The sequence below is a fragment of the Flavobacterium sp. UBA5153 genome (assembly GCA_002413745.1).
Lineage (GTDB): Bacteria > Bacteroidota > Bacteroidia > Flavobacteriales > Flavobacteriaceae > Flavobacterium.
Map to the genome: position 1 here is coordinate 23,405 of DHXP01000070.1, position 26,760 is coordinate 50,164.

The 26,760-nt window shown below is 37.7% G+C and carries 24 protein-coding genes and 1 pseudogene; 10 read left to right on the plus strand and 15 right to left on the minus strand.

The window, feature by feature from the left end:
- Positions 1-111: 111 nt before the first annotated feature.
- The 10 genes from B2145_RS14050 (at position 112) to B2145_RS14095 (ending at position 10,472) form a co-directional block, all read left to right on the plus strand.
- Positions 112-1,494 carry a rhodanese-related sulfurtransferase gene (locus B2145_RS14050; RefSeq protein WP_291103468.1) on the plus strand — a complete coding sequence of 461 codons (1,383 nt, stop codon included), beginning with the start codon at positions 112-114 and terminating at the stop codon, positions 1,492-1,494.
- A gap of 92 nt (positions 1,495-1,586) precedes the next feature.
- Positions 1,587-2,027: an IS200/IS605 family transposase gene (gene tnpA / locus B2145_RS14055; RefSeq protein WP_291103470.1), complete on the plus strand. Its 441-nt coding sequence runs from the start codon at positions 1,587-1,589 to the stop codon at positions 2,025-2,027.
- Positions 2,028-2,159: 132 nt separating this feature from the next.
- Positions 2,160-3,401, plus strand: coding sequence for a peptidase U32 family protein (locus B2145_RS14060; protein WP_291103472.1), 1,242 nt, complete (start codon positions 2,160-2,162; stop codon positions 3,399-3,401).
- Positions 3,401-3,631, plus strand: a complete 231-nt coding sequence (locus B2145_RS14065) for a ferredoxin (RefSeq protein WP_291103474.1) — start codon at positions 3,401-3,403, stop codon at positions 3,629-3,631. The genes B2145_RS14060 and B2145_RS14065 overlap by 1 nt, the downstream gene beginning before the upstream one ends.
- Positions 3,632-3,837: 206 nt before the next feature.
- Positions 3,838-5,118: a PSP1 domain-containing protein gene (locus B2145_RS14070; RefSeq protein ID WP_291103477.1), complete on the plus strand. Its 1,281-nt coding sequence runs from the start codon at positions 3,838-3,840 to the stop codon at positions 5,116-5,118.
- Positions 5,102-5,581 (plus strand): gliding motility lipoprotein GldH, encoded by a 480-nt coding sequence (locus B2145_RS14075; protein WP_291103480.1) that lies wholly within the window; start codon positions 5,102-5,104, stop codon positions 5,579-5,581. Before B2145_RS14070 ends, B2145_RS14075 begins: the two co-directional genes overlap by 17 nt.
- Before the next feature lie 9 nt (positions 5,582-5,590).
- Positions 5,591-7,900 (plus strand): penicillin-binding protein 1A, encoded by a 2,310-nt coding sequence (locus B2145_RS14080; RefSeq protein WP_291103483.1) that lies wholly within the window; start codon positions 5,591-5,593, stop codon positions 7,898-7,900.
- A 244-nt stretch (positions 7,901-8,144) separates the two neighbouring features.
- A complete protein-coding gene (locus B2145_RS14085; protein ID WP_291103486.1) occupies positions 8,145-8,843 on the plus strand; it encodes a CoA transferase subunit A in 699 nt (232 codons plus the stop codon).
- A gap of 73 nt (positions 8,844-8,916) precedes the next feature.
- A complete protein-coding gene (locus B2145_RS14090; protein WP_291103489.1) occupies positions 8,917-9,693 on the plus strand; it encodes a hypothetical protein in 777 nt (258 codons plus the stop codon).
- A gap of 119 nt (positions 9,694-9,812) precedes the next feature.
- The gene (locus B2145_RS14095; RefSeq protein ID WP_291103491.1) at positions 9,813-10,472 is read left to right on the plus strand and encodes a CoA transferase subunit B; all 660 of its coding nucleotides are present in this window, start codon (positions 9,813-9,815) and stop codon (positions 10,470-10,472) included.
- Positions 10,473-10,624: 152 nt separating this feature from the next.
- On the opposite strand, the gene B2145_RS14100 is transcribed toward B2145_RS14095, so the two are convergent.
- The 15 genes and pseudogenes from B2145_RS14100 to hemA all read right to left on the minus strand — a co-directional run bounded on the left by B2145_RS14100 (position 10,625) and on the right by hemA (position 26,560).
- Positions 10,625-12,226, minus strand: a complete 1,602-nt coding sequence (locus B2145_RS14100; protein ID WP_291103494.1) for a fumarate hydratase — start codon at positions 12,224-12,226, stop codon at positions 10,625-10,627.
- 482 nt (positions 12,227-12,708) lie between these two features.
- The gene (gene tnpA / locus B2145_RS14105) at positions 12,709-13,170 is read right to left on the minus strand and encodes an IS200/IS605 family transposase (RefSeq protein ID WP_291103497.1); all 462 of its coding nucleotides are present in this window, start codon (positions 13,168-13,170) and stop codon (positions 12,709-12,711) included.
- Positions 13,171-13,356: 186 nt separating this feature from the next.
- Positions 13,357-14,796 carry a nucleoside recognition domain-containing protein gene (locus B2145_RS14110; protein WP_291103500.1) on the minus strand — a complete coding sequence of 480 codons (1,440 nt, stop codon included), beginning with the start codon at positions 14,794-14,796 and terminating at the stop codon, positions 13,357-13,359.
- Between the two features lie 74 nt (positions 14,797-14,870).
- Complete coding sequence (locus B2145_RS14115; RefSeq protein ID WP_291103504.1) at positions 14,871-15,584, minus strand: 3'-5' exonuclease; 714 nt, start codon at positions 15,582-15,584, stop codon at positions 14,871-14,873.
- Positions 15,585-15,713: 129 nt separating this feature from the next.
- Positions 15,714-16,185 (minus strand): annotated as a pseudogene (locus tag B2145_RS14125) (methylated-DNA--[protein]-cysteine S-methyltransferase).
- A gap of 9 nt (positions 16,186-16,194) precedes the next feature.
- Complete coding sequence (locus tag B2145_RS14130; protein ID WP_291103510.1) at positions 16,195-18,072, minus strand: beta-N-acetylhexosaminidase; 1,878 nt, start codon at positions 18,070-18,072, stop codon at positions 16,195-16,197.
- A gap of 196 nt (positions 18,073-18,268) precedes the next feature.
- Entirely contained in the window at positions 18,269-18,676 is a 408-nt protein-coding gene (locus tag B2145_RS14135; protein ID WP_291103513.1) for a c-type cytochrome, read from the minus strand.
- A gap of 2 nt (positions 18,677-18,678) precedes the next feature.
- Positions 18,679-19,692, minus strand: a complete 1,014-nt coding sequence (hemB, locus tag B2145_RS14140) for a porphobilinogen synthase (RefSeq protein ID WP_291103515.1) — start codon at positions 19,690-19,692, stop codon at positions 18,679-18,681.
- A 97-nt stretch (positions 19,693-19,789) separates the two neighbouring features.
- The gene (hemF, locus tag B2145_RS14145; protein ID WP_291103518.1) at positions 19,790-20,719 is read right to left on the minus strand and encodes an oxygen-dependent coproporphyrinogen oxidase; all 930 of its coding nucleotides are present in this window, start codon (positions 20,717-20,719) and stop codon (positions 19,790-19,792) included.
- Complete coding sequence (locus tag B2145_RS14150) at positions 20,719-21,096, minus strand: hypothetical protein (protein WP_291103520.1); 378 nt, start codon at positions 21,094-21,096, stop codon at positions 20,719-20,721. The genes hemF and B2145_RS14150 overlap by 1 nt, the downstream gene beginning before the upstream one ends.
- Before the next feature lie 228 nt (positions 21,097-21,324).
- Positions 21,325-22,353, minus strand: coding sequence for a uroporphyrinogen decarboxylase (gene hemE / locus B2145_RS14155; RefSeq protein ID WP_291103523.1), 1,029 nt, complete (start codon positions 22,351-22,353; stop codon positions 21,325-21,327).
- A gap of 37 nt (positions 22,354-22,390) precedes the next feature.
- Complete coding sequence (locus B2145_RS14160; RefSeq protein ID WP_291103526.1) at positions 22,391-23,056, minus strand: uroporphyrinogen-III synthase; 666 nt, start codon at positions 23,054-23,056, stop codon at positions 22,391-22,393.
- Positions 23,053-24,165: a PDDEXK nuclease domain-containing protein gene (locus B2145_RS14165; RefSeq protein ID WP_291103529.1), complete on the minus strand. Its 1,113-nt coding sequence runs from the start codon at positions 24,163-24,165 to the stop codon at positions 23,053-23,055. The genes B2145_RS14160 and B2145_RS14165 overlap by 4 nt, the downstream gene beginning before the upstream one ends.
- A 97-nt stretch (positions 24,166-24,262) precedes the next feature.
- Positions 24,263-25,186 (minus strand): hydroxymethylbilane synthase, encoded by a 924-nt coding sequence (hemC, locus tag B2145_RS14170; protein ID WP_291103532.1) that lies wholly within the window; start codon positions 25,184-25,186, stop codon positions 24,263-24,265.
- A 69-nt stretch (positions 25,187-25,255) separates the two neighbouring features.
- Positions 25,256-26,560, minus strand: coding sequence for a glutamyl-tRNA reductase (hemA, locus tag B2145_RS14175; RefSeq protein ID WP_291103535.1), 1,305 nt, complete (start codon positions 26,558-26,560; stop codon positions 25,256-25,258).
- Positions 26,561-26,760 lie beyond the last annotated feature (200 nt).

Below are 26,760 nucleotides of genomic sequence, written 5' to 3' on the forward strand. Positions count from 1 at the left end.
CCTTTCAGCGTTTTGAATCCTGAAAGGGTTTTTTGATTGAATCTTTGCTGCTTTGCGGCAAACTTTCTTTACTTTTGCAAAAATAATTTTCTCAACTTAACTGTTTATAGCATGCAACTGTACAACACTTTAAGCGCAGAAGAGCGAGCCATTATGATTGATGATGCCGGAAAACAGCGACTCACGTTGTCTTTCTATGCTTATGCGCAATTACCAAATCCAACCGAATTCAGGAACGAATTATTTCTGGCTTGGAATCCACTCGATGTTTTAGGGCGAATTTACGTTGCCAATGAAGGAATAAATGCCCAGTTATCGCTTCCGGCAGATAATTTTTATGCCTTTAAAGATTCTATTGAAAAATACGATTTTATGAAAGACATTCGGTTGAATATTGCCGTTGAACACGATGATCATTCCTTTCTGAAACTCACCATAAAAGTCCGTGACAAAATCGTTGCCGATGGTTTAGTGGACGAAACTTTCGATGTAACCAATATTGGAATTCATCTGAAAGCCAAGGAATTCAATGAATTACTTAAAAATCCAAATACGATTGTGGTCGATATGCGAAATCACTACGAGAGCGAAATAGGACATTTTACCGACGCCATCAAACCCGATGTGGATACCTTTAGAGAAAGTTTACCCATTATCGAGGAGCAATTGTCTGAACACAAGCAAGACAAAAACCTTTTGATGTATTGCACAGGCGGCATTCGATGCGAAAAAGCCAGCGCCTATTTCAAACACAAAGGTTTTGAAAATGTGTACCAATTAGAAGGTGGAATCATAGAATACACGCGACAAGTAAAAGCCGAAGGATTGAAAAGTAAATTCATCGGGAAAAACTTCGTGTTTGACCACCGCTTGGGAGAAAGAATTACTGACGATATTGTGTCGCAATGCCACCAATGCGGAAAACCTTGCGATGTGCATACGAATTGCGTGAACGAAGGTTGTCATTTGCTTTTTATCCAATGTGAGGAATGCAAAACGGCTATGGAAGGTTGTTGTTCTTCGGAATGTGTGGAGGTAATTCACTTGCCGGAAGAGGAACAAAAAGCCATTCGCAGGGGGATTAAAAATGGAAACAAAATTTTCAAAAAAGGAAAATCTGACGTTTTGACTTACAAAAATAATCTGGAAAGTCACAGTGTTTTCGTGGCTGAAGAACCTAAAACCACAGTTAAAAAAGAACCTAAAATGCTTCGCCAGTTCGCTAACGCTCGGGTCAAGAAAATCTATATTGGGAAAGGGATTCATTTTTATCCAAAAGCCAATATCGGTCAGTTTTTAATTGAAGAAAACGAAATCAAAGTTGGCGATAAAATCCTAATCAAAGGTTCCACAACTGGCGAACAACAAATGATACTTTCAGAAATGTTTGTCAATGAAATTGCTTCGGCAAAAGCAATTCCTGGCGATACCTGTACTTTTAAATTGCCTTTTAGGATTCGATTGTCTGATAAATTGTATAAAATCATCGAATAATTTCCCACGGTTGAAACCGTGAGCTATAGTAAAAGTAACGCAAAACAATAGCCAACGGTTTCAACCGTTGGAGGAGATAATAAAAACGTATTATGCCACATTCTTTTAATAAATTATGGATTCACGCCATTTGGGCAACCAAAAATCGTCAGGAATTAATAGATTTTTCGATAGAGAAACAAGTTTATAATTATATCCGCGAGGAATTAATAGAAGTTGGATGTCCAGTTAGAATCATTAACGGTATGCCGGATCATATTCACGCTTTGTTTTTGTTAAACCCACAAAAATCAATTGCAGATGTGATAAAACAAATAAAAGGAAGTTCTTCTCATTCAATAAATGGAGAAAATCTAATCCTTAAAAAATTTGCTTGGCAAACAGGTTATGCCGCTTATTCAGTGAGTGAATCCCAGCTAAAAGTTGTTTATAATTATATAAAAAATCAGAAACAACATCATCTTAAGAAAAATAGCCAAGATGAATTTGATGAATTTATAAAATTACACGAATTGAACAATTCTAATGATTGAAAAATCAATGAGTTTTATGCAATACGTTTCCCACGGTTGAAACCGTGGGCGATAGTTGAAAAACGATTATAAAAAACACAATACCATAACCAACGGTTTCAACCGTTGGATACAATATAAGAAAAATCAAAAATGACTGCAACCAATAACATAGAGCTAATGGCTCCCGCCGGAAACTTCGAATCGCTTCAAGCGGCAATTGATAACGGTGCTGATTCCGTTTACTTTGGAGTAGAACAATTGAATATGCGTGCCAGAGCCACGGTAAATTTCACAATGGATGATTTACAGGAAATTGCCAATCGTTGCGAAGCCAAAAAAATCAGAACCTATTTGACATTAAACACCATAATTTACGATCACGATTTGTCGGTCGTGAAAACATTATTGGCGAAAGCCAAAGAGGCCAATATAACCGCAGTGATTGCTTCGGATCAAGCCGTAATTGCCATGGCGAGAGACATAGGGATGGAAGTTCATATTTCGACCCAGTTGAATATTACCAATATCGAGACCATAAAATTCTACAGTTTATTTGCGGATACTATGGTTTTGTCTCGGGAATTGAGTCTGCGACAAGTGAAAAAAATCACGGAACAAATCGAAAAAGAACAAATCAAGGGACCAAGCGGTAATTTAGTCGAAATCGAGATTTTTGGCCACGGTGCTTTGTGTATGGCGGTTTCCGGGAAATGTTATTTGAGTTTGCATTCTGATAATTCATCGGCAAATCGCGGTGCTTGCAAACAAAATTGCCGCAAGAAATACACCGTTATCGATCAGGAAACAGGTTTTGAAATTGAAGTTGACAACGAATATTTAATGTCGCCAAAGGATTTATGCACGATAGATTTTTTGGACCAAGTGATTGATTCGGGTATTCAAGTCTTGAAAATTGAAGGTCGCGGTCGTGCTCCGGAATATGTGGCAACCGTTATAAAAACGTATCGCGATGCGATTGACAGTTATTATGCAGGAACATTTTCTAAAGAAAAAGTCACGGTTTGGATGGAAGCGTTAAATACCGTTTATAATCGCGGTTTTTGGGCGGGTTATTATCTCGGACAGGAATTGGGAGAATGGAGCGATGTTTCCGGATCAATGGCAACGCAGAAGAAAGTCTATGTGGGGAAAGGAACCCATTATTTTCCAAAAGCCAATATTGGAGAATTCAAAATTGAAGCCTACGACATCAAAATTGGAGACAAAATCCTTGTTACAGGCCCAAGCACTGGTGCCCAAGAAATGATCATCGAGGAAATGTACGTGAATGATGCCGCGGCAGAAAAAGCCACAAAAGGAGACGATTGTACTTTCAAATTGCCGTTCCGAATTCGAATGTCGGACAAATTATATAAAATAGTGGAAGCCTAATGGTCATTGTAACACTACAAAGAGCAAAATGTATTGGCTGCAATTATTGCGTTGAAATGGCGCCAGTACAATTCCAAATGTCCAAGAAAGACGGAAAATCGGTTTTGATTCATTCCCAAAATGCCAAAGGTTTTTTTACTTTAAAATCCTACGACCATACTATTGTCGAGAGTTGTGATTTGGCCGCAAAAGCCTGCCCGGTAAAGATAATTACGGTGAAAGAAATCTAAAAAATCATCCTAATTTTAAATTAATCCATCCCAATATACTTAAATTTAACCCATTACGTTTTTAAATCTAATGGGTTTTTTATTATAAAAACGCTAAACCTTTGCTGTTTTCAACCTTTGTAAGTTAACCCGAAAAAATACTATCTTTACCATCTAAACGTTTTAAGAACTTAAGTTGTGCCCGTCACAACACTACATATATAATTATGGCATGTACAAGTTGTTCAACTTCTGACGGTGGCGCACCGAAGGGTTGTAAAAATAATGGGACTTGCGGCACCGATAGCTGCAACAAATTAACGGTTTTCGACTGGCTTTCCAATATGAGTTTACCCAATGGAGAAGCCCCTTTTGACTGTGTCGAAATACGTTTCAAAAATGGCAGAAAAGAATTTTATCGCAATTCCGAAAAACTGACCCTAAGTATGGGAGACATTGTGGCTACCGAAGCTGCCCCTGGACATGATATAGGAATTGTGACTCTTACAGGTGAATTAGTAAGAATCCAGATGAAGAAAAAAGGAGTTAATCATACCAGTAATGACATTCCTAAAATATACAGAAAAGCCTCTCAAAAAGATATTGATATTTGGTCTGTTGCCCGAGCTAAAGAAGAGCCAATGAAAGTTCGTGCTCGTGAATTGGCGATTGCCCAAAAATTGGAAATGAAAATTTCCGACATTGAATTTCAAGGAGATGGGTCGAAAGCCACTTTCTATTATACTGCCAATGACAGAGTCGATTTTAGACTTTTAATCAAAGACTTTGCGAAAGAATTCAGCACCAGAGTCGAAATGAAACAAGTAGGTCTTCGACAAGAAGCGGCTCGTTTGGGCGGAATTGGATCTTGCGGCAGGGAATTGTGTTGTTCCACTTGGCTAACCGATTTTCGAAGTGTCAACACTTCGGCGGCGCGTTACCAACAACTGTCCTTGAATCCACAAAAACTGGCTGGACAATGCGGAAAATTAAAATGCTGCCTGAATTATGAGCTCGACACTTATATGGATGCCTTAAAAGGATTTCCTGACTTTGACACCAAGTTAATAACGGAAAAAGGGGAAGCTATTTGTCAAAAACAGGACATTTTCAAAGGAATGATGTGGTTTGCCTACACCAATGATTTTGCTAATTGGCACATGCTGAAAATTGAACAAGTCAAAGAGATCGTTGCCGAAAACAAGCTCAAAAACAAAGTGGCTTCTCTTGAAGATTTTGCCATTGAACTTATTCAAGAACCGGAAAAACACTTTAATAATGCGATGGGTCAGGAAAGTTTAACCCGTTTTGACCAACCAAAGAAAAAGAAAAAACCAAATAAAAAACGCAAACCAGTAGGGGAGAATCTTATTGTTGCAAATAATAATAAACAGAGCAGCAATAACAATAATAAGCCAAACAATAACGCGAAACCAAAGGTTACAAATGAAAAACCGGCAGTGGCAAGAAAACCCATAATTATCACTAAAAATGAGAATAAAGAATAGTGCATTACTGCTTTTGGTTATGATACTCTTTTTTTCATGTGATAAAAAAAGAGTTTTTGACGAGTACCAATCCGTCGGAAACGCGTGGCATAAAGACAGTATTGTAACTTTCAATTTACCTGAATTAGATTCGACAAAACGGTATAATTTATTTGTAAATTTGAGAGATAACAACAACTATAAATACAACAATCTCTTTTTAATTGTGGCAATGGAAAAACCAAACGGATTTACAAAAGTCGATACCCTCGAATACCAAATGGCAAATCCAGACGGAACCTTGCTGGGTGATGGGTTTTCGGATATAAAGGAAAGCAAGTTGTTTTACAAAGAAAATATAAAATTGAACGGAAAATATAAAGTTCACATAAAACAAGCGGTCAGGGAGAACGGAAAAATCCCTGGGGTTACGACTTTGGAAGGAATTACGGAAGTGGGTTTTAGAATAGAAAAAATAGATTAGGACATTATTATGGCAACTCAAAAAAACAAACATCAGGCAAAAAATACCGAAAAAGACATAAACTATTATAAAAAGAAATTTTGGAAAATTTTCTTTTATGGTTTGGGAACCATATTAGTGTTTTTCTTATTTGCCTCTTGGGGACTTTTTGGTTCAATGCCTTCCTTTGAAGATTTAGAAAATCCAGATTCTAATTTGGCCACCGAGATTATCTCGTCAGATGGAGTGATTCTAGGTAAATATTTTGAGCAAAACAGGTCTCAATTAAAGTATTCCGACTTGCCTAAAAATTTTGTGCAAGCCCTTGTAGCTACCGAAGACGAACGTTTTTACGAACATTCAGGAATAGACGGCAGAGGAACTTTAAGAGCAATTGCCAGCTTGGGAACAAGCGGTGGTGCCAGCACCCTGACGCAGCAGTTGGCCAAACAATTATTTCACGGCGAAGGTTCCAAATTTTTGCCTTTCAGAATTGTACAAAAAATCAAGGAATGGATCATTGCCATCCGTCTGGAAAGACAATACACCAAAAGCGAAATAATCGCCATGTATTGCAATGTATATGATTTTGGAAATTACTCAGTGGGGGTTAGTTCAGCCGCAAAAACCTATTTTTCGAAAGAACCCAAGGATTTGACCATAGACGAATCGGCAATGCTGGTAGGAATGTTTAAAAATTCCGGTTTGTACAACCCTGTCAGAAATCCACAAGGCGTAAAAAACCGCAGAAATGTGGTGCTTGCACAAATGGCAAAAAATCACATTATTACACAATCCCAAAAAGAAAAATTACAAAGCGAACCCATCGTTTTGCATTTTAAATTGGAAAGTCACCGAGAAGGAACAGCCACTTATTTCAGAGAATATTTACGTGACTACATGAAGAAATGGGTGGAAGAAAATAAAAAACCTGACGGTTCCGATTATAACATCTATAAAGATGGCTTGAAAATTTATACCACCATAGATTCAAGAATGCAATTGCACGCCGAAGAAGCTGTAGAAGCCCACATGGCAAACCTTCAGGAAGAATTTTTTCTTCAATCGAAAAAAAACAAAAACGCCCCTTTTGTAAACATCTCTGAGGCAGAAACCCAACGCATTCTAAATCAGGCAATGAAATCATCGAGCAGATGGGCCATTTTAAAAGAACAAGAAAAAAGTGATGAGGAAATAATAAAAACTTTTAGCATAAAAACTAAAATGACGGTCTTCACATGGAAAGGCGAGAGAGACACCATTATGACGCCATTGGATTCCATTCGATATTACAAACATTTCTTGCAATCAGGTTTAATGGCAATGGATCCTCAAACTGGCGGTATCAAGGCTTGGGTTGGCGGCATCAACTACAAATATTTTCAGTACGATCACGTGGGACAAGGAGCCAGACAAGTGGGCTCCACTTTCAAGCCATTTGTTTATGCCACTGCCATTGAACAATTAGGCATGTCACCTTGCGACACCATTATCGATGGTCCATTTATCATTCGCAAAGGGCGTCATCACGTAACCGAAGATTGGGAACCAAGAAATTCCGACAATAAATACCGTGGAATGGTAACCCTGAAACAGGGATTGGCAAATTCCATCAACATCATTTCCGCAAAATTAATAGACAAAGTAGGTCCTGAAGCCGTGGTCGAATTGGCGCACAAATTGGGAATAAAATCCGATATTCCTGCACAACCTTCCATAGCGCTTGGTGCGGTTGACGTCACCGTCGAAGATATGGTGGCCGCTTACAGTACTTTTGCTAACCAAGGAGTTTACATCAAGCCCCAATTCATTAGCCGAATAGAGGACAAAAGCGGCGTGGTAATCTACGAACCAATACCTGAATCACATGATGTTTTAAATAAAGATGTCGCATTTGCGGTCATCAAATTGCTTGAAGGCGTTACCGAGGGAGGTTCAGGAACAAGATTGCGAACACAAGGTGGCGGAAGCGGCGACAATCGATGGACAGGTTATCCTTATCTATTTACAAACCCAATCGCGGGAAAAACCGGTACCACACAAAACCAGTCTGATGGTTGGTTTATGGGAATGGTTCCAAATCTTGTAACCGGAGTTTGGGTAGGATGCGAAGACCGTTCGGCACGATTCAAAAGCATGACTTATGGCCAAGGTGCCACGGCTGCATTACCCGTTTGGGGATATTTTATGAAACTTTGCTATGCCGATGAAAATCTAAAAGTTTCCAAATCAGATTTCGACAGACCTCCAAATCTTTCCATAAAAGTGGATTGTTATACTGCCCCAAAAGTAAAAGACAGCACCGATGTTGAACAAAATACCGATGAATTTGGATTGTAGCAGTATTTGCGAAGAATGAGGCAAAGCTGTTGTTGAGAATTTTTAAGTAAGGAGCTATTTCCAGCTGTTCGCTAAATCTTTTTATCCCGCAAAAAATCAGGATAAAAAGGATATCGCTGCCATCTGGGCTAAGGCATTTGTTTTTAGAAATAATTTACATCAAACTTAATAACCTTAATATCTTAATGGTTAAAAATAATTTGAACCCATTAAATTCAGAAGGATCAATTAACGGCTAATTATTATGATCAACAAAAAAGTAGACAACGTTCAAGAAGCACTCCAAGGAATCGAAAACGGAATGACCATTATGCTCGGCGGTTTCGGTCTGTGCGGCATTCCCGAAAACTCCATTGCAGAACTCGTCAAACAGGAAACCAACAATCTAACCTGCATTTCCAACAATGCCGGTGTCGATGATTTTGGTCTTGGATTATTGTTGCAAAAGAAACAAATCAAAAAAATGATTTCTTCCTACGTGGGAGAAAATGCCGAATTCGAACGCCAAATGCTTTCTGGCGAACTCGATGTGGAATTAATTCCGCAAGGAACTTTGGCAGAAAGATGTCGCGCGGCGCAAGCCGGAATTCCCGCTTTTTTCACGCCGGCAGGTTTCGGAACCGAAGTTGCCATTGGCAAAGAATCCCGAGAATTCAACGGAAAAATGCACGTAATGGAACTCGCTTTCAAAGCTGACTTTGCCATTGTAAAAGCTTGGAAAGGCGACACCGCAGGAAACCTCATCTTCAAAGGAACTGCCCGAAATTTCAATCCCTGTATGGCTGGTGCAGCAAAAACCACCATTGCCGAAGTCGAGGAACTAGTCGAAGCCGGAACATTAGATCCCAACCAAATTCACATTCCCGGAATCTTCGTGCAACGCATTTTTCAAGGGGAGCAATACGAAAAGAGGATTGAGCAGAGAACTGTGAGGAAAAAATAGTGTTCAGTGTTCAGTCGCGGTGTTCAGTTCGAAAAAAAAACAAATAATAAAAATAATTAAAAGCTAAACATTAATGAGAAAATTTATTTTAATATTCTTTATCCTCTTTAAAGGCACTCTTTTTAGTCAAGATTTCAATTCACTTGAAAAAAAATTAAATAATTTGATTGAAAAAAGAATATTTTGGAGTGACAGCCAAAATGAAAATTCTTATGATTCATTAGCCAAATATAACAAAGAATTTGAAAAATTAATTTTAAACTTCACTTCAAAAAACCCCAAAACATTAACTCATAATTTTAATAAAATTAAAGTAGGTCTTAATGTAATTTCTTCTCCAGATGATCTTTTTAGAATCTATACCTGGAATACTTTTGGAGGAGGCTCTATGCAATTTTACAGAAATGTTTTTCAATACAATATTGATGGAAAAGTATATTCAAAATTAAATAAAAAAGATGAAGAGGATAATGGTTGTAGCTTTTATGAAATCAATGAAGTAGAAGTGAAAAACAAGCATTATTATATTACCAATAGCGTTAGTGTGGGAAGTAGCGCAGTTTATCTTTATGAAGCAAAAATATTTTCAATTGAAAATGGAAAATTAAATGAAAATGCTAAACTCATAAAGACAAAAAGTGGTATAAAAAACACTTTAGGTTATGAAGTCGACCTCTCTAGTTTATCAAATAGAGATAGAAAGGATGGTGTTGAAAGTAGAGATTATATTGATTTGATTTATGACAAGATGAATAAAACAATTAAAATTCCTTTAATAAATGAAGATGGAAAAATCACAAAAAATAAAATAACATATAAGTTTAAAGGAGAATATTTCGAAAAAATATAATATTTGTAGCAATTGCAAACTGATTTTAGAATAAAAAATATCGACCCAATTCCTTTATTTCTTATACAATTCAAAAACTTAAAGATTCTTAATTTCTTAATGGTTCAAAACATAAAATTATGGCTTTAACAAAAGAAGACATCGCCAAACGCATCGCCCAAGAAGTTCAAAATAATTATTTTGTAAACCTCGGAATCGGCATTCCCACTCTGGTGGCCAACTATATCCCAAAAGGAATCGACGTGGAGTTTCAAAGCGAAAACGGCGTTCTGGGAATGGGACCTTTCCCATTTGAAGGCGAGGAAGACGCTGATTTAATTAACGCCGGAAAACAAACCATTACGACTTTGAAAGGCGCCAGTTTTTTTGACTCGGCTATGAGTTTCGGAATGATTCGCGGGCAACACGTCGATTTGACGATTCTTGGCGCAATGGAAGTTGCCGAAAACGGTGATATTGCCAACTGGAAAATCCCGGGAAAAATGGTCAAAGGAATGGGAGGCGCGATGGATTTAGTGGCTTCGGCCGAGAATATTATCGTGGCAATGATGCACGTCAACAAAGCCGGAGAATCAAAAATTCTAAAAAAATGTACTTTGCCATTAACAGGCGTTGGTTGCGTAAAAAAAGTGGTCACCGAATTAGCCGTTTTAGAAGTAACCCCAAAAGGTTTTAAACTCTTGGAATGTGCGCCGGGTGTTTCCGTAGAACACATCATCGCTTCCACCGAAGCCACTTTGATTATCGAAGGAGAAATTCCTGAAATGGTAATAAATTAAAAAAAAGAAACCGCAAATTCGCAAATTTTAAATCTCAAAAACTTTGAAATAATTTGCGAATTTGCGGTAAAAATATTCTTTGTGAACCTTGCGACCCGAGACTGAAAGTCGAACGGACGAAGTAAAAACTTTTGCGCCTTAGCGGTTAAACTTTACAAATTCTCAAAGAAATCATTCCCTTTATCATCAGTGATAATGAAAGCTGGGAAGTCTTTAATCGTGATTTTACGAACAGCTTCCATTCCTAATTCTTCAAAATCAACTATTTCAACAGAAAGTATATTTTCTTTTGCCAAAATAGCCGCTGGGCCTCCAATAGAACCCAAATAGAATCCACCATATTTTTGACAAGCATCTTTCACTTCTTTCGTTCTGTTTCCTTTGGCAAGCATTACCATACTTCCTCCATTTTTTTGGAATTCATCTACATAAACGTCCATTCTACCCGCAGTTGTTGGCCCAAAACTTCCTGAAGCCATTCCTTCCGGTGTTTTCGCAGGTCCTGCATAATAGATTGGGTGATTTTTAAAGTATTCAGGCATTGGTTTACCGGCATCCAATAATTCTTTGATTTTGGCGTGGGCAATATCACGAGCCACAATCAAAGTTCCGTTTAGTTTCAAACGGGTTTTGATTGGATATTGAGATAATTTTTTAAGAATGTCAGCCATTGGTTGGTTCAAATCTATTTCGACAGCTGGTTCTAAATGTGGTGCAGTTTCTGGCAAAAAACGTTTTGGATTCACTTCCAATTGTTCTACATAAATACCGTCTTTGGTAATTTTTCCTTTGATATTTCTATCGGCAGAACAGGAAACTCCCAATCCAACCGGACAAGAGGCAGCGTGACGTGGCAAACGAATTACTCGAACATCGTGCGTGAAATATTTACCGCCAAACTGGGCTCCAATATGACTTTCTTGACATATAATTTGCACTCGTTTTTCCCATTCTAAATCGCGGAAAGCCTGACCAGCCATATTTCCTGAAGTAGGAAGATTGTCAAAATAACCTGCTGATGCTTTCTTAACCGCAGCTAAATTCGCTTCGGCAGAAGTTCCTCCCACTACAAAAGCCAAGTGATACGGTGGACAAGCCGAAGTTCCCAAGTCCATTATTTTGGCACGAATGAAAGCATCCATTGATTTTTCATTCAATAAAGATTTCGTTTGTTGGTATAAATACGTTTTGTTGGCAGACCCCCCCCCTTTTGCTAAAAACAAAAATTCATAAGAAGCTCCTTTTTTGGCATAAATATCAATCTGTGCCGGAAGATTAGAACCTGAGTTTTTTTCTTCAAACATACTGATAGGTACAATTTGGGAATAACGAAGATTTCTTTCTTGATACGTATTAAAAATCCCTTTTGAAAGCCATACGGCATCATCCACTCCCGTATATACATTTTCGCCTTTTTTGGCCATTACAATCGCTGTTCCGGTGTCTTGACAAGAAGGTAATTCTCCCTCAATTGCCACCACTGCATTTTGTAATAAATTGTAAGCCACGAAACGGTCATTATCTGTTGCTTCTGGATCGTCAAGAATGGCTTTTAGCTTTTCTAAATGTGCCGTTCGCAACATAAACGAAACGTCTTTCAAGGCTTCTTGAGCTAATAATTCCAACCCTTTTGGGTCAACCGTCAAGATTTCTCTGTCTCCTAGATTTTCTGTTTTTACAAAATCGGAAGTGATTTTGCGGTATTGGGTATCGTCTTTTAAAATGGGATAAGGATCCTGGTATATAAAGTCCATAATATGAGGTTTTTTTAGAACCCCAAATATAAGAATTGTAGAAAGAATTCTTTGCGATTTATATCAACTTATGCTTTAGAATTGTTATAAATTAAAAGGTGTGAATTGGTAAAAAATGACCAAAAAATTCCTCAACGGATTAAAATTACAAAGATTAAAATCCATTACAAAATACATCATCGTTCCTACGCCAACGGATTAAAATCCGTTGCTACAAAATGCACCATCCCTCCTATGCCAATGGATTAAAATCCGTTGCTACAAAATGCACCATCCCTCCTATGCCAACGGATTGAAATCCGTTGCTACAAAATGCACCGTCCCTCCTATGCCAACGGATTGAAATCCGTTGCTACAAAATGCACCGTCCCTACGGGACTTTTCGCACAGATAAGAGCCAGAGGCTCGGCACATTTTGTAAGGCTGGACTTTAGTCCAGTTTATCCAGCCTGCCATAAACAACAAAGAGCCATAGGCTCGGTTCATATCAACTCTTCAAAAACATATCTTTCATCAAACGGGACTTCGAACTTATCTAAAAACTCCAAATACTCGTCCTTAAAAGTTTTTTTCTTATGATGTTCTTCTTGATTGGCGATGTATTTATAGACCCCATTAATTTGTGAATGTCCATAAGAAAAAACACCATAACCTTCCTGCCATTCAAACCTTGACTTTGTCAAATGATTGTCATTAATATATTTTGAAGATTTTGCTTTAACGGTTTTCATTAGTTCCGAGATTGAAACTACTGGTTTAAGACCTAAGAAACAATGAACATGATCTTCAACTCCATTTACAATAATAGTTTTACATCCCGTTTCATTTATCAAATTACCAATTACACCAAACAATATTGATTTCCATTCATTTGCAATAACTGCTTCTCGGTATTTTACCGCAAAAACAACCTGAATGTAAACTTGATGATAGGTATTTGCCATATTTGTTGTTGTTTTATGATTTGTTACTATGCCTATGCCAACGGTTTAAAATCCGTTGCTACAATATTTGTCGTTCCTACGGAACTTTCACATTTCATCCATTACACAGAGCCATCGGCTCGGAGCATTTTGTAGTAACGGATTTTAATCCGTTGTACACAAAACATTTTTTCATTACGAGTTGATTTAAAAAAACCAGCTCGCCACAAAAATAGCCGTAATCACGCAAACTAAATCTACCAAAAGCATGGTACTCAAAGTGTAACGAGTGCTTTTAATTTTAACAGATCCAAAATAGACGGCGATAACATAAAACGTAGTCTCGGCACTACATTGAAAAATAGAACTTAGCCTTCCGGTAAAAGAATCAACACCAAAAGTACGCATCGAATCAATCATAAATCCTCGAGAACCACCTGAACTAAAAGGTCTAAGCATCGCCACAGGTAAGGCATCGGTAATTTCTTTATTTACACCCAAATGAGAGAAAACAAAAGACAGCCAATTGCTGATAATTTCAAATAAACCACTATTTCTAAATAGTGAAATAGCTACCAACATTGCTAAAACATAAGGAAAAATGGTAATTCCTGTTTTCAATCCATTGTTGGCTCCAGTTACAAAAGTGTCAAAAATAGTCGTTTCTTGGTTGACGAATTTTTTCTCGTGAATAAACGAAAACACCAATGTAAACCCAATAATAGCGACTAACATCAACCCGGAAAGGTTGGCCGTAAAAAAGTTTTTACCTATTAAATCCAACTGATTCACATACATTAACAATCCTACAATCGCAGCAATAACAGTCATCAAACCAACCACTAAAGTCGCACTTTTGAAATTTACTTTTTGTCTGATTCCAACAATCAAAAAGGCTGCAATTGTACCAATAAACGAAGTGATGATACAAGGCAACATCACATCGGCTGGATTCGCGGCATTTTCGGCAGCACGATAACCAATGATAGAAGTTGGAATTAAAGTTAAACCAGCTGCGTGCAAACACAGAAACATAATTTGAGCATCGCTCGCCTTGTCTTTATCGGGATTAAGGGTTTGCAAGCTTTCCATCGCTTTTAATCCAAATGGAGTTGCAGCTGAATCCAATCCTAAAAAGTTGGCTGCAAAATTCAAGGTCATATAGGAAATTGATTCGTGGTTTTTGGGAACACTTGGAAACACTTTTACAAAAACGGGACTGAGTGCTTTGGCTAATTTTTCGGCTGCACCAGAAATAATTAGCAGCTCCATCAATCCGCAAAAGAAAGCCAAATAAGCAATTAACGGAATAATTAAATCCAAAACGGTGTTCTTGCAAGTTGGTAAAAGTCCATCCGATTTCTGAACACCACTATAGATTTTGACTGTTTTAGCGGAATACACATAAGTCGTATCTGGATTTGTAGTGACATTGTTGATTACCATCGTTTTATCTGGCGCATTGGCAATGCTGTCTTTTATAAAAGCAGGCAATTGGTGTATGTATTTTTCGGATATTAAAATAGGATCATCTTTCTTACCATTCAATACAAAATCGATGGTATAACTGTTCCCAATAAATAAACTCACTACAATAAAAGCAATCGACGAAATGAAGATGGCCAACCAAAATCTACTCAATACCATAATCTATAATTTCTGTAAATGTAATAAATCAATGGCAATTGCAATTATCAATTGCAATGACAATAATTGAAATCTTAAACGTGAATAATCTCCTCTTCTATCAACAAATCTTCTCTTCGTAAACGCAAGAAAATTTGCGCCACGGCAATGGTGTCTTTTTCACAATAAGTCACAATGCGGTCGATGTCTTTTTCGACATAGAAAACGTGACCTACTTGGCTACCGTCGATATCTCCTTTTGGTGATGGAATCCCGAGAACTTTACACATTAATTTCAAGGAAGTGTAGTGCTTATAATCACCAAATTTCCATAATTCCAAAGTGTCTAAATGTGGGATTTCCCAAGGTTTTTTACCAAACAAATTGAGTTTGTTGGGAATGGCAATTTGGTTGATTATCATTCTGCGGGCAATAAACGGAATGTCGAATTCCTTGGCGTTATGACCACACAAAACGTGCTGCGGTTGATTGAAATGGTTGTTTAAAAGATTGATGAAATCGTGCAAGATTTTCTTTTCGTCTCCAAAAAAGGATGTTACCCTAAAATTCCGAATGTCACCTTTGATGGTAAAATAGCCCACGGAAATACAGACAATTTTGCCGAACTCAGCCCAAATTCCGGCTCGGTCATAAAAGTCCTCCGGGGTATATTCATCTTTGCGCTGGTATTGGGTTTTGTGTTCCCAAAGGTCTTTCGTTTCATCGTCCAATGTGTTGAAATCGGCTACTTCCGGAACGGTTTCAATGTCTAGAAAAAGAATATTATTGAGGTTGATTTTTTCTATCATAATAAATTATTTTTTTGCCGCGAATTACACAAATTTTCACAAATTCAATGTTGGTCTGTGTAAATTGAAAGTAATTGTATACGAATATAAAAAAATTCGTGATAATTCGTGTAATTCGTGGCAACCCTTTTAAAACAAACTTTGCTGATCAGACGGGTTTTCGTGTTCCAACAACCATTTTTTGCGCCACAATCCTCCGGCATAACCGGTAAGCGAACCATCGGTTCCAATGACTCTGTGACAAGGAACCACAATCCAAAGCGGGGTTTTTTCCATTGGCCGAAGCCACGGCGCGAATCGCTTTGACATCACCCAATTTCTTGGACAATTCCATATAACTAACAGTTTTCCCGAAAGGAATTTCGAGTAATCCTTTCCAAACTTTTTGCTGGAATTCGGTTCCGACAGGATTTAATTTGAAGGTAAAATCATTTCTTTTTCCTTCGAAATAGTCGTCAAGTTGGGAAACGGATTCTTGTAAAATAGCTGGAATTATTGGAGAAATGGTTCCTTCATCTAAAACTGAAATTACCGAAATGCCGTTTTCATCGCCCATTATTTTAGCGATTCCTAAAGGCGTTTTGAAGTAAGCGGTTTCCATTTTCAAAAATTATTTTCCTGCTCTATTTTTGAGCATTTCTCGACTAAGTGTCAGCATTCTTCCTATTTGCACGCCATTTCGATAGGCCACCACACGAAATGTGATTTCCCCTTTTGGAATTTCAAAAGGACTGGTGTATTTTGGCGAATATTTTGCAGGGAAAGAACCGTCTATAGTGTAATATATGTCGACATTGGACAATTCGTTCGATAGGGTACATATCATTTTTTCACCATCCATTTTCGTCTTGACAATTGGATCATAAACTGCCTTGCAGATGGGTTTTTCAAGGGTGTCGAATCTCTTGAAATGTTTTTCTACTCTGGACGAAAAATTGTCCCAATTTTTGTTTTTCGATGGGCTCCAAACAGATTCTATGGTGGCAAAAGCTCTTGGATAAGTCATATAGAACGCATGTTGTATCGTAGGCACTTTCTCTGTCCATAGGTTCGCTTGGCCTCCCAAAACATATTTTGGATCAATACCATCGGGCGCTGGCTCAAACTCGTACGTTTTTTTCAATGTCAAACTTGCATAAACAGGCACCTCAACTGAATTATCTCCTTGGATGTAATCAAGATAAGTATACGTATTTGGCGACATAACCACTTCGTGTCCCATTTTAGCAGCCTTTATCCCGCCTTCTATTCCTCTCCAACTCATTACTGCAACTCCATCTGCCAAACCACCGTCTAAAATCTCGTCCCAGCCAATCATTTTTTTTCCTTTGGAGGTGATAATTTTCTCTATTTTTTTTATGAAATAACTTTGCAGTTCTTTGGAATCCTTTAAATTTTCTCTTTTCATCAATGCTTGGCAATTGGCATCTTTCTCCCAATAACCATGGTAGCATTCGTCTCCGCCTACGTGAATGTATTGTCCTGGAAATAAAGAAGCTATTTCGCCAAATATGGTGTCGAGTATTGCATAGACTTTTTCGTCTGATGGATTTAAAGAATTTTCAATCTTCATGGTAAAAGTTCCGTCACCATGCCATTCGGAAAAATTAGAACCTGGGTTAACCATTTTGGGCTCTTTTTTGGTAGACAATTCAGGATAGGCCGCCAGCAATGCCATACTGTGTCCTGGCACATCAATTTCGGGTAAAATCGAAATTTGTCTCTCCGCAGCATATTTTATAATATCCTTGATCTCGTCTTGGGTATAAAATCCTCCATATGGTGTTTTCTCTTCTTGATTAGGAGCTTCTCTTTCGCCAAACGAGCCAAATCTTTCCACTCGCCAAGCTCCTATTTCGGTAAGTTTTGGCAAGGCTTTAATTTCGATTCTCCAGCCGTTGTCGTCTGTGAGATGCCAATGCAGGACATTGAATTTGTATTTAGACATCCAATCAATGTATTCTTTTACTTCGTTTGTTGTGAAAAAATGTCTACTCACGTCGAGCATTAAACCTCGCCAACCGAAACGTGGGTAATCTTTGATTTTACAAGCAGGAATTGCAATATTTCTGCTGGATAGTGCTTCTAAAGGCAGTAATTGGTCGAAAGTTTGTAGGGCATAAAATAATCCTGACACGGTATTGGCTTTTAACACAACTGCTTTTTCGCTCACATCTAAAGTGTACCCTTCTTTTCCAAGAGTTTCATCGAGCGTTTTGTTTAATTCAATGGTTATATATTTTGTGTTGCTGTCTGGTTTTTTTTGAGATATTGCCAAACCTTTTTTCAAAAAAGAACTGAAATGCAAATTGGTAATTTGACGTAATTCAGGATTGCTGTTTACCAAATAGACTTTTGTGTTTTGGTTTAAAACAAAACTCCCTTTTTGTATAACGTAGCTCACGGGAGCGGGGATAATGGAGTGCTGTGCTTGCAGAGATAAGCTCATTAAAAAAATAAAAAAGCTGGTTGTTTTGAATTTCATCATTTTATTCCGGTTTTATTTGAAATTCAAATATACTGATTTAATAAAAACAAAAAACCATCTCGATTGAAATGGTTTTTCTTTTTTAGCCCTGATGATCGTATTGTTTTCACAATTACCTTTTATGCCGGTGTTCGGCATAAAAGATATAACGTACAGCGGGAAGAAGTTCCCGACTTTGATAATCTCAGTATAAAATTTACTTTAAATTCGAATATACATAAGCTTCCAAGGCTTTTAATTCTTCATCAGAAAAAGTTTTAGTTACGGCAAAATTAGGTTTCATAATTTCGAATTGTGTTGGGTCAACAAGTGGCTCGCCTTCGCCTTTAAAGAAGGTAACCATATCGCCGTTTTTGTCTTTGTAGATTTTGGCAATGTCTTGCAAACTTGGCCCCACGAGTTTTACATCTGGCTTGTGACAAGCGATGCAAGCTCCTTTTCCTAGAAAAATTTCCTTTCCTAAATCTTCGGGTTTTTGAACTTCAGTTGTGGCTTCGGGTTTGCCAAAGGATTCTTGGTTCTCTTTTTTACAGGACACAAGCGTTAGCGAACTGGCGAAGCAAATTAGAACTAAAACGGAGAATAAAAATATAACTTTTTTCATATTTATTTATTCAAAAGTCTTGCAGCTTCCTTGGCAAAATAGGTAGAAATAATATTGGCTCCGGCTCTTTTGATGCAAAATAATTGTTCAATCATAATTTGGTCGTGATCCAACCAGCCTCTTTCGGCAGCGGCTTTTACCATCGCGTATTCGCCGGAAACTTGGTACACCGCCACTGGAACGTGAACGGCATTTTTCACTTCGCGAACGATGTCAAGGTATGCCATTCCTGGTTTTACCATCACAATATCGGCTCCTTCGGCAACATCATCCAATGTTTCGCGAATGGCTTCGATGCGATTGGCATAATCCATTTGGTAGGTTTTTTTGTCTTTAGGAACATTGTTTAAATCTACTGGAGCAGAATCTAAAGCATCCCGAAATGGGCCGTAAAATGCCGAAGCATATTTGGCGCTGTAACTCATAATTCCCACATTGTGATGACCGTTTTCTTCCAAAGCTTTGCGAATGGCAAGCACGCGACCGTCCATCATATCGCTTGGCGCGACAAAATCGGCACCGGCTTCGGCGTGACTCAAACTCATCAACGTTAAAGCCTCGATTGTGGCATCGTTGACTACTTGTCCGCCTTGCCTGCCGGCAGGCAGGTTTTTAATAATTCCGTCGTGACCATAAATAGAATATGGATCCAAGGCTACGTCGGGCATCACAATCATTTCAGGAACGGCGTCTTTGATAGCGCGAATGGTTTGCTGCATCAATCCGTTTTTGTTCCAAGCCTCGACACCTGCATTGTCTTTCAGGCTTTCGCTCACTTTTACGTAAATATTGACAGCTTTTATCCCCAAATCCCAAGCTTCTTTGACTTCCTTAATGGTGTTATCCAAGGAATGACGGTAAATTCCTGGCATCGATGCAATGGGGATTTTCACGTCCTTTCCTTCAGCAACAAACATCGGGAGCATAAAATCGGTTGGGCTTAATGAGGTTTCACGAACTAGGGAACGAATGGATTCGTTGGTTCTTAAACGGCGATTTCGGTTTAATGGGAACATAATAATTGGCCCCCTAACCCCCAAAGGGGGAATTTGTGGAGACGGTTTTTTTATAGTTATACTTTATTTATTTCACTTTCTGTTCCCCCTTCGGGGGTTAGGGGGCTATCCAATTTCTTGGATTCTCTAATACTTCTACTAATTTTTCTTCTTCGCTTCCTTTTTCAGGATGATGGTCATAAACCCACTGAACGTGTGGCGGCAAACTCATCAAAATGCTTTCAATTCTGCCATTGGTTTTTAAGCCAAACAAGGTGCCTTTGTCGTGCACCAAATTGAATTCGACATAACGACCACGACGGATTTCCTGCCAAGTTTTATTAGCTTCCGAATATAGCAAATTTTTTCTTTTCTCCACAATTGGAACGTAAGCTTCGAGGAAACTGTTGCCTACTTCGGTTACAAAGTTAAACCAGTTTTCCATTGACATATCGTCATTTGCTTTGCAATAATCGAAAAACAAACCGCCAATTCCTCGTGCTTCATTGCGATGTGCGTTCCAAAAATAAGCATCACATTGTTTTTTATATTTTGGATAAAAATCTGGATTGTGTTTGTCGCAAGCGGTTTTACAAGTTTGATGAAAATGTTTTGCATCTTCCTCAAACAAATAATAAGGCGTTAGATCTTGCCCGCCACCAAACCATTGCTGAATCACTTTCCGTGAGCCTGTCCTGAGCGAAGTCGAAGGGTCATACATTTCAAAATAGCGCCAATTAGCGTGAACCGTTGGTACCATTGGGCTTTTTGGATGCAAAACCAAACTCAATCCGCAGGCAAAAAAATCGGCTTCGCCCACGTTGAATAATTTCTGCATACTGTCCGGTAATTTCCCGTGAACTGCCGAAATATTAACACCGCCTTTTTCGAAAACTGCCCCGTTTTCTATCACGCGTGTTCGTCCGCCTCCGCCTTCCGGGCGTTCCCAAATATCCTCACGGAATTTTGTTGTGCCATCTGCATCTTCTATTCCTTTGCAGATTTGGTCTTGGAGGTTTTGTATGTATTGGTAAAATTTATTCTTCATTATAAATTTGCTTTTGCAGCAGCTATTTTATTAAATATTTCAAACGAAAAAGTCTTGCTTTCCTTTTGAATATAATCGTAAATGGAAATGGCTTTTTGGGAAAAATCAAACGGATTATCTCTCGAACTTTTTATCAAAAAATCGGCAAATTGCTCTAACTGATTCCAATCTAAATGGCATCGCAAAAGATGAGTAATCAAATCTTTTTCAGAAATATCAACCAGACTTTGAATGTTTAAACCTAGATCTTTCAAAATGTTTTCAAGAAGACTTGTGTCTTCAACATCCCAAAATTTAGGCAAAACCAAAGAATGTAACATTCTCAGAATATTATCTATTCGGATACTTTCCTGATCGCGTAATCCTTTGTTTAACATTATTTAATTATTTATTATCCAATGGATTGAATACGTTGACACAAAACATATCGTTCCTACGCCAACGGATTAAAATCCGTTGCTACAATATACGCCGTTCCTACGCCAACGGATTAAAATCCGTTGCTACAATATACGCCGTTCCTACGGAACTTTTACGAACGCATGAGAGCCATCGGCTCGGTACATTTTGTAAAGCTGAATTTAGTCCAGTTGCCTGAAAACTACCTACTTTTGCCTATACTCTTTCACTGCATCAATAAATGCTTTGGCGTGATCTACAGGAATATTTGGTAAAATTCCGTGACCTAAATTGGCGATATATTTGTCTTTTCCGAATTCGTCAATCATTTCGTGAACCATTTTCTTGATGACAGGAATTGGCGAAAGCAATCTTGACGGATCGAAATTTCCTTGCAAAGTGATGTTTCCACCTGACAAATATCGTGCATTTCTTGGCGTACAAGTCCAATCTACTCCCAATGCTGAAGCTCTACTTTTTCCCATTTCGCCAAGTGCAAACCAACATCCTTTTCCGAAAACAATCACTTGGGTTTCGTCGGCCAAAGCTTCTACGATTTGGTTGATGTATTTCCAAGAGAATTCCTGATAATCCACTGGCGAAAGCATTCCGCCCCAAGAGTCGAAAATCTGAATGGCATCACAACCTGCTTTTACTTTTTCTTTTAAATATAAAATGGTCGTATCAGTGATTTTTTGCAATAATGTGTGCGCAGCAACCGGGTTTGAGAAACAAAATCCTTTGGCGGTGTCAAAACTTTTCGACCCTTTTCCTTCCACTGCATAACAGAAAATAGTCCAAGGTGAACCGGCAAAACCAATTAACGGCACGGCATCGTTCAGCATTTCTTTGGTCAATTTTATGGCATCCATCACATAGCCCAACGTTTCTTGAATGTTAGGAACATAAACCTGATTTACTTGTTCCATCGTACGAATTGGATTTGGGATAATGGGCCCCAAATTGTCTTTCAATTCCACGTGAATTCCCATCGCTCTTGGAACAACCAAAATATCCGAAAACAAAATGGCAACATCCGGTCCAATACTGCGAATTGGCATCACGGTGATTTCGGCAGCTAATTCTGGGGTTTCACAACGGGTAAAAAAATCATATTTATCACGCATTGCACGGAATTCAGGCAAAAATCTTCCGGCTTGACGCATCATCCAAACGGGTGGACGTTCTACTGTTTCTCCTCTTAATGCTTTTAAAAATAGGTCGTTCTTTATCATAATTTCTTGTTTTTTTGCCACAAAGGCGCAAAGTTTTTTATTTATATTCTTCGATTACATCTTCAATCACCTCTTCAACCGAAGGCTGTTGAGCGATTATTACATTTTTTACTTTATTATTTTCCAAAGCTTCGGCGGTTGTGTTGCCAATGCAAAAGCAAATTTCGTTTTTTATTTTGTTTTCCTTCAAAAAACTTTCCACGGCTGACGGACTAAAAAACAGAATTCCATCCGCTGCGGTTTTTATCTTTTGTGGCGTTAAAGTCGTTTCATATACTTGAATTTCATTAAAATTGACTTTGGCTGTTTTCAAGGCTTTTGGCAAAGTCTCTTTTCGCAAATTACCGCTGAAAAAGGTATAACTTTCACTAGCATAAATCAAAGTGATGATTTCTGCCAAGTCAGAAGCGTAATCAACATAGACAACAACGTTAAAACCGTTTTCTTCCAACAATGCTTTTGTTTTCAAACCAACACAAAAAACATTTTTCGTTTTTAATTCTTCCCATTTTGGATGTAGCAATACGCTTTGAGCAGCATTTTGACTGGTGAAAATTAAATTTTCGTTGATTCCTTTTAAGTCAAAATCCGAGTTTTCGGTTTTGATGAAATTGGCTTCGGTAACTGAAAAACCAGCATTTAATAAGGCTTGCTTTTGATGACTCAAAAGTATTTTTGTGGATAAAATGCTGATTGTACTCATTTTTTATTCTTTGGTTTTGTTTCAGTAATCAAGATGCTTTGAAATTGTTCTGATGTTGGTAATTTCCCGATTAACTCTTTTGGCAATTGTTTACTCAAAATATATTCGGCTACTCCTATTGGTTTATTGGCATTTCGCAAGGTATATTCTACTTCTAAATGATTTTTATCTGGAACCAATAAAATTCCAATACTGGGTTGGTCGTCCAACTGTTTCAATTGTTCGTCCATTAATTGCAAATAAAAATCAAGTTTTCCAACAAATTCAGGCTCAAATTCAACTACTTTCAATTCGACAGCCACCAAACATTTTAAAATTCTATGATAAAAAAGCAAATCGATATAATAATCTTTATCTCCTAATGAAAGTCGGTATTGGTTGCCAATAAAACAAAAACCGTAACCCAATTCCAGCATCAGTCGCTTTACGTTTTCGACCATTGTATTTTCTAAATCTCTTTCAGCAACAGGTTTATTGATATCTAGAAAATCAAGACTATAAACACTTTTTATGCTTTCTCTTGCCTGCTCCTGAAAATGTTTGGGCAATGCTTTTGCAAAATTATGCTGTGATGGTTTTGTTGTAAAATGTTCGTAAGCATTTGCCTTAATTTGATGCAAAAGTACAGAACTACTGTATTTATTTTTGATAGTTTGTTCTAAATAAAAAACCCTGGCCTTAGGCTCTTTTACCTTTTGAAGTATTAAAATATTATGCCTCCAAGGTGTATTTAAAACCAATTTTTTCACGTATTCCAAATGTGAAACAGGCTGTTTCACATTTGTGTTTTCTAAATATGAACCAACTTGGTTCACATTTGAATACTCGGCAACCAATTGCTTCATAAACTGAAGATTTCGGGGAGACCAACTCACTCCTTCTCCAATTAACTGTGGCAAATCTCTGCTCAATAATAAAATAACCGATTTTCCCCAACCAAATTCCAATTGCTTTTTTATAATCAATTCTCCTATGTTCCAATAGAGTTGGTTCGAAATAGTTTGCACCGATTGAATGGCTTGTACCCGATGTTGTTGGACAGCAGTAGCCACATCCGAAAGAAATTCGTTGTAAGCTTCTGGTAAAATGTCTTTGTTCAACTGGGTCATAACTATTATTTAGTCTCAAATAAATTAACCTCTTATAAGGCTTGCTTCTGATTGCTCAAAAGTATTTTTGTGGATAGAATATTAATGGAATTTTGCATTATTTTTTCAAAGTTTCCTTAATTACTTTCATCAATTCGGCACCGCCATTATCCAAAATTTCTTTGGCCAAGGTATATCCTAATTTCTTCCATTCCCCAATTGAAACTGACTTTTCGACTTCGAATTTTTGTTTTCCGTCTATTGAAAAAAGCACTCCTTTAAATTCGATTAAATCTTCGTTAAATCTTGCAAGTGCACCAATTGGTGCCGTACAACCGCCTTCTAAAGTTTTTAGAAATTGTCTTTCTATATAGGTGCAAATATCGGTTTCAAGGTCATTAAGTTGGGCAACTGCTTCTTTACAAAATTCATCATTTGCCATAGCGACAATTACCATCGCGCCTTGAGCTGGTGCGGGAATCATCCAATCTAAATCGATAAAATCCGTGGGTTTTAAGTTGATTCGTTCGAGTCCGGCAGCGGCAAAAACAGCTCCACTCCAATCGCTTTCGTTCAGCTTTTGCATTCGCGTATTCACGTTTCCGCGTAAATCGACTACTTTATGATTGGGGTATTTGTGCAACCATTGCGCTTGACGACGCAAACTTCCGGTGGCGATGGTTCCGTTTCCTTGTAGAAAATCGAGGTTTCCTTTGTGAACCAAAATATCCAAAGTATTGGCTCTTTCGAGGACCGCAGCCTGAATAATCCCAATTGGCAAAGCCGTTGGCACATCTTTCATCGAATGCACCGCAATGTCAACTTGACCGTTTATCATTGCGATATCGAGCGTTTTAGTAAAAATTCCTGTGATTCCGAGTTCGTAAAGTGGTTTATCAAGTAGGATATCACCTTGTGATTTTACGGCAATAATTTCAGTTTTATAGCCTAAATCGTTTAATTTTTTTTGGACTGTGTGGGCTTGCCAAAGTGCTAATTCGCTGTCGCGAGTCCCAATTCGAATTGTTTTTTTTGAATCCATTAAACCTTTTCTTTTTTATAAACCGTAAAGTCCCGATAGCTATCGGGATAAGGTTTGTTTAGATTTTTACTATGATAGGGTAATTTTGTATTTTTCTTCGACGATTGAGATTTCTTTTTTTGGAGTTGAAAGGCCGATTTGGAATACTTTTTCAATAAAATCGATGCTTTCATCAACCGAAGTATTTTCGTCTTTTAAGTGATTGGCGAAATGATTGGTGATTTTTTGGATGATTCTGGAGCTGATTAGTTCGGCTTGTTCTTCGTCGAAATTGGATAATTTTTTACGTTGGAAAGTCAATTCGCCGGCCGCAATATCGGTCAATTTTGCTTTCAATGCGTGAATTGTAGGCGCAAATTTTCTGCCATTCATCCAGATATTCAATTCTAATTTCATATCCTCAATAATGGCTTCGGCGGCGGGAATATGTTGTTTTCTTCTTTCAAGCGTGTCATCGGTCATTTGTGACAAATGATCCATGTGGATTAAAGTTACCTCTTTTAAATCTTTGACATTTTCGTGCACATTTTTTGGAATGGACAAATCCAAAATCAAGATTGGTTTTTTCAGGTTCAGGATGGCTTTGTCGATTGTTGGGTTATGCGCTCCAGTTGCCACGACCAAAACGTCGGCCTTTTGTAATTCCTGATGCAAATCAGAATAATCTTTTACAACCAAGTCGAGTTTTCCAGCCAATATTTCGGCGGTACTTTTAGTTCGGTTTATTAAGGTAATTTTTTCGTTTTTGGTGTGTTTTACCAGGTTTTCACAGGTGTTTCGACCTATTTCCCCTGTTCCAAAAAGCAGGATGTTTTTGTTGCCAATGTCCTCAACACTTTTCATTATGTATTGAACCGCGGCAAAAGAAACAGAAGTTGCTCCAGAGCTAATTTCGGTTTCATTTTTTATTCTTTTGCTGGTTTGAATAACGGTATTGATCAATCTATCTAAAAAAGCATTGATTAAACCTAATGATCTCGACTCTTCGAAACTGGTTTTTATTTGGCCAATAATTTCGAAATCGCCAAGAATTTGACTGTCTAAACCTGTTCCTACACGAAACAAATGATTGATGGCTTCTTGGTTTTTATAAACAAATCCCACTTTCTGGAATTCTTCAACGGTACCATTACTGTTTTCGCAAATCAATTTGATTAACTGGAAAGGATGTTCTGCATATCCATATATTTCGGTGCGGTTGCAGGTAGAGGTTATGATTAAACTTTCTAATCCACTTTCTTTGGCTTGAAGCAATGCAGTTGTTTTTGCTTTGGCATCCAAACTGAATTTTCCTCTAACTTCGGCATCCGCTTTCTTGTAACTCAAACCAATGGAGTAGAAAGTTTTGTGTTTTGATAAATTCAGATTTTCCATATATAATCTTTTTCTGATATGCTTGACAAATTTATAACTAAGGTTTCTATTAAAGTAACGCTAAAAGTACTTTTTGTATCGCTGAATGATTTTTTGTTGATAAATATAATTTTTCTTGTAAAAAATACTATTTTTGTAATGAAATTAGGCTTTTCAAAAACAAAAGTATTAATTTCTTATAAACAAAAACCTGATAATTA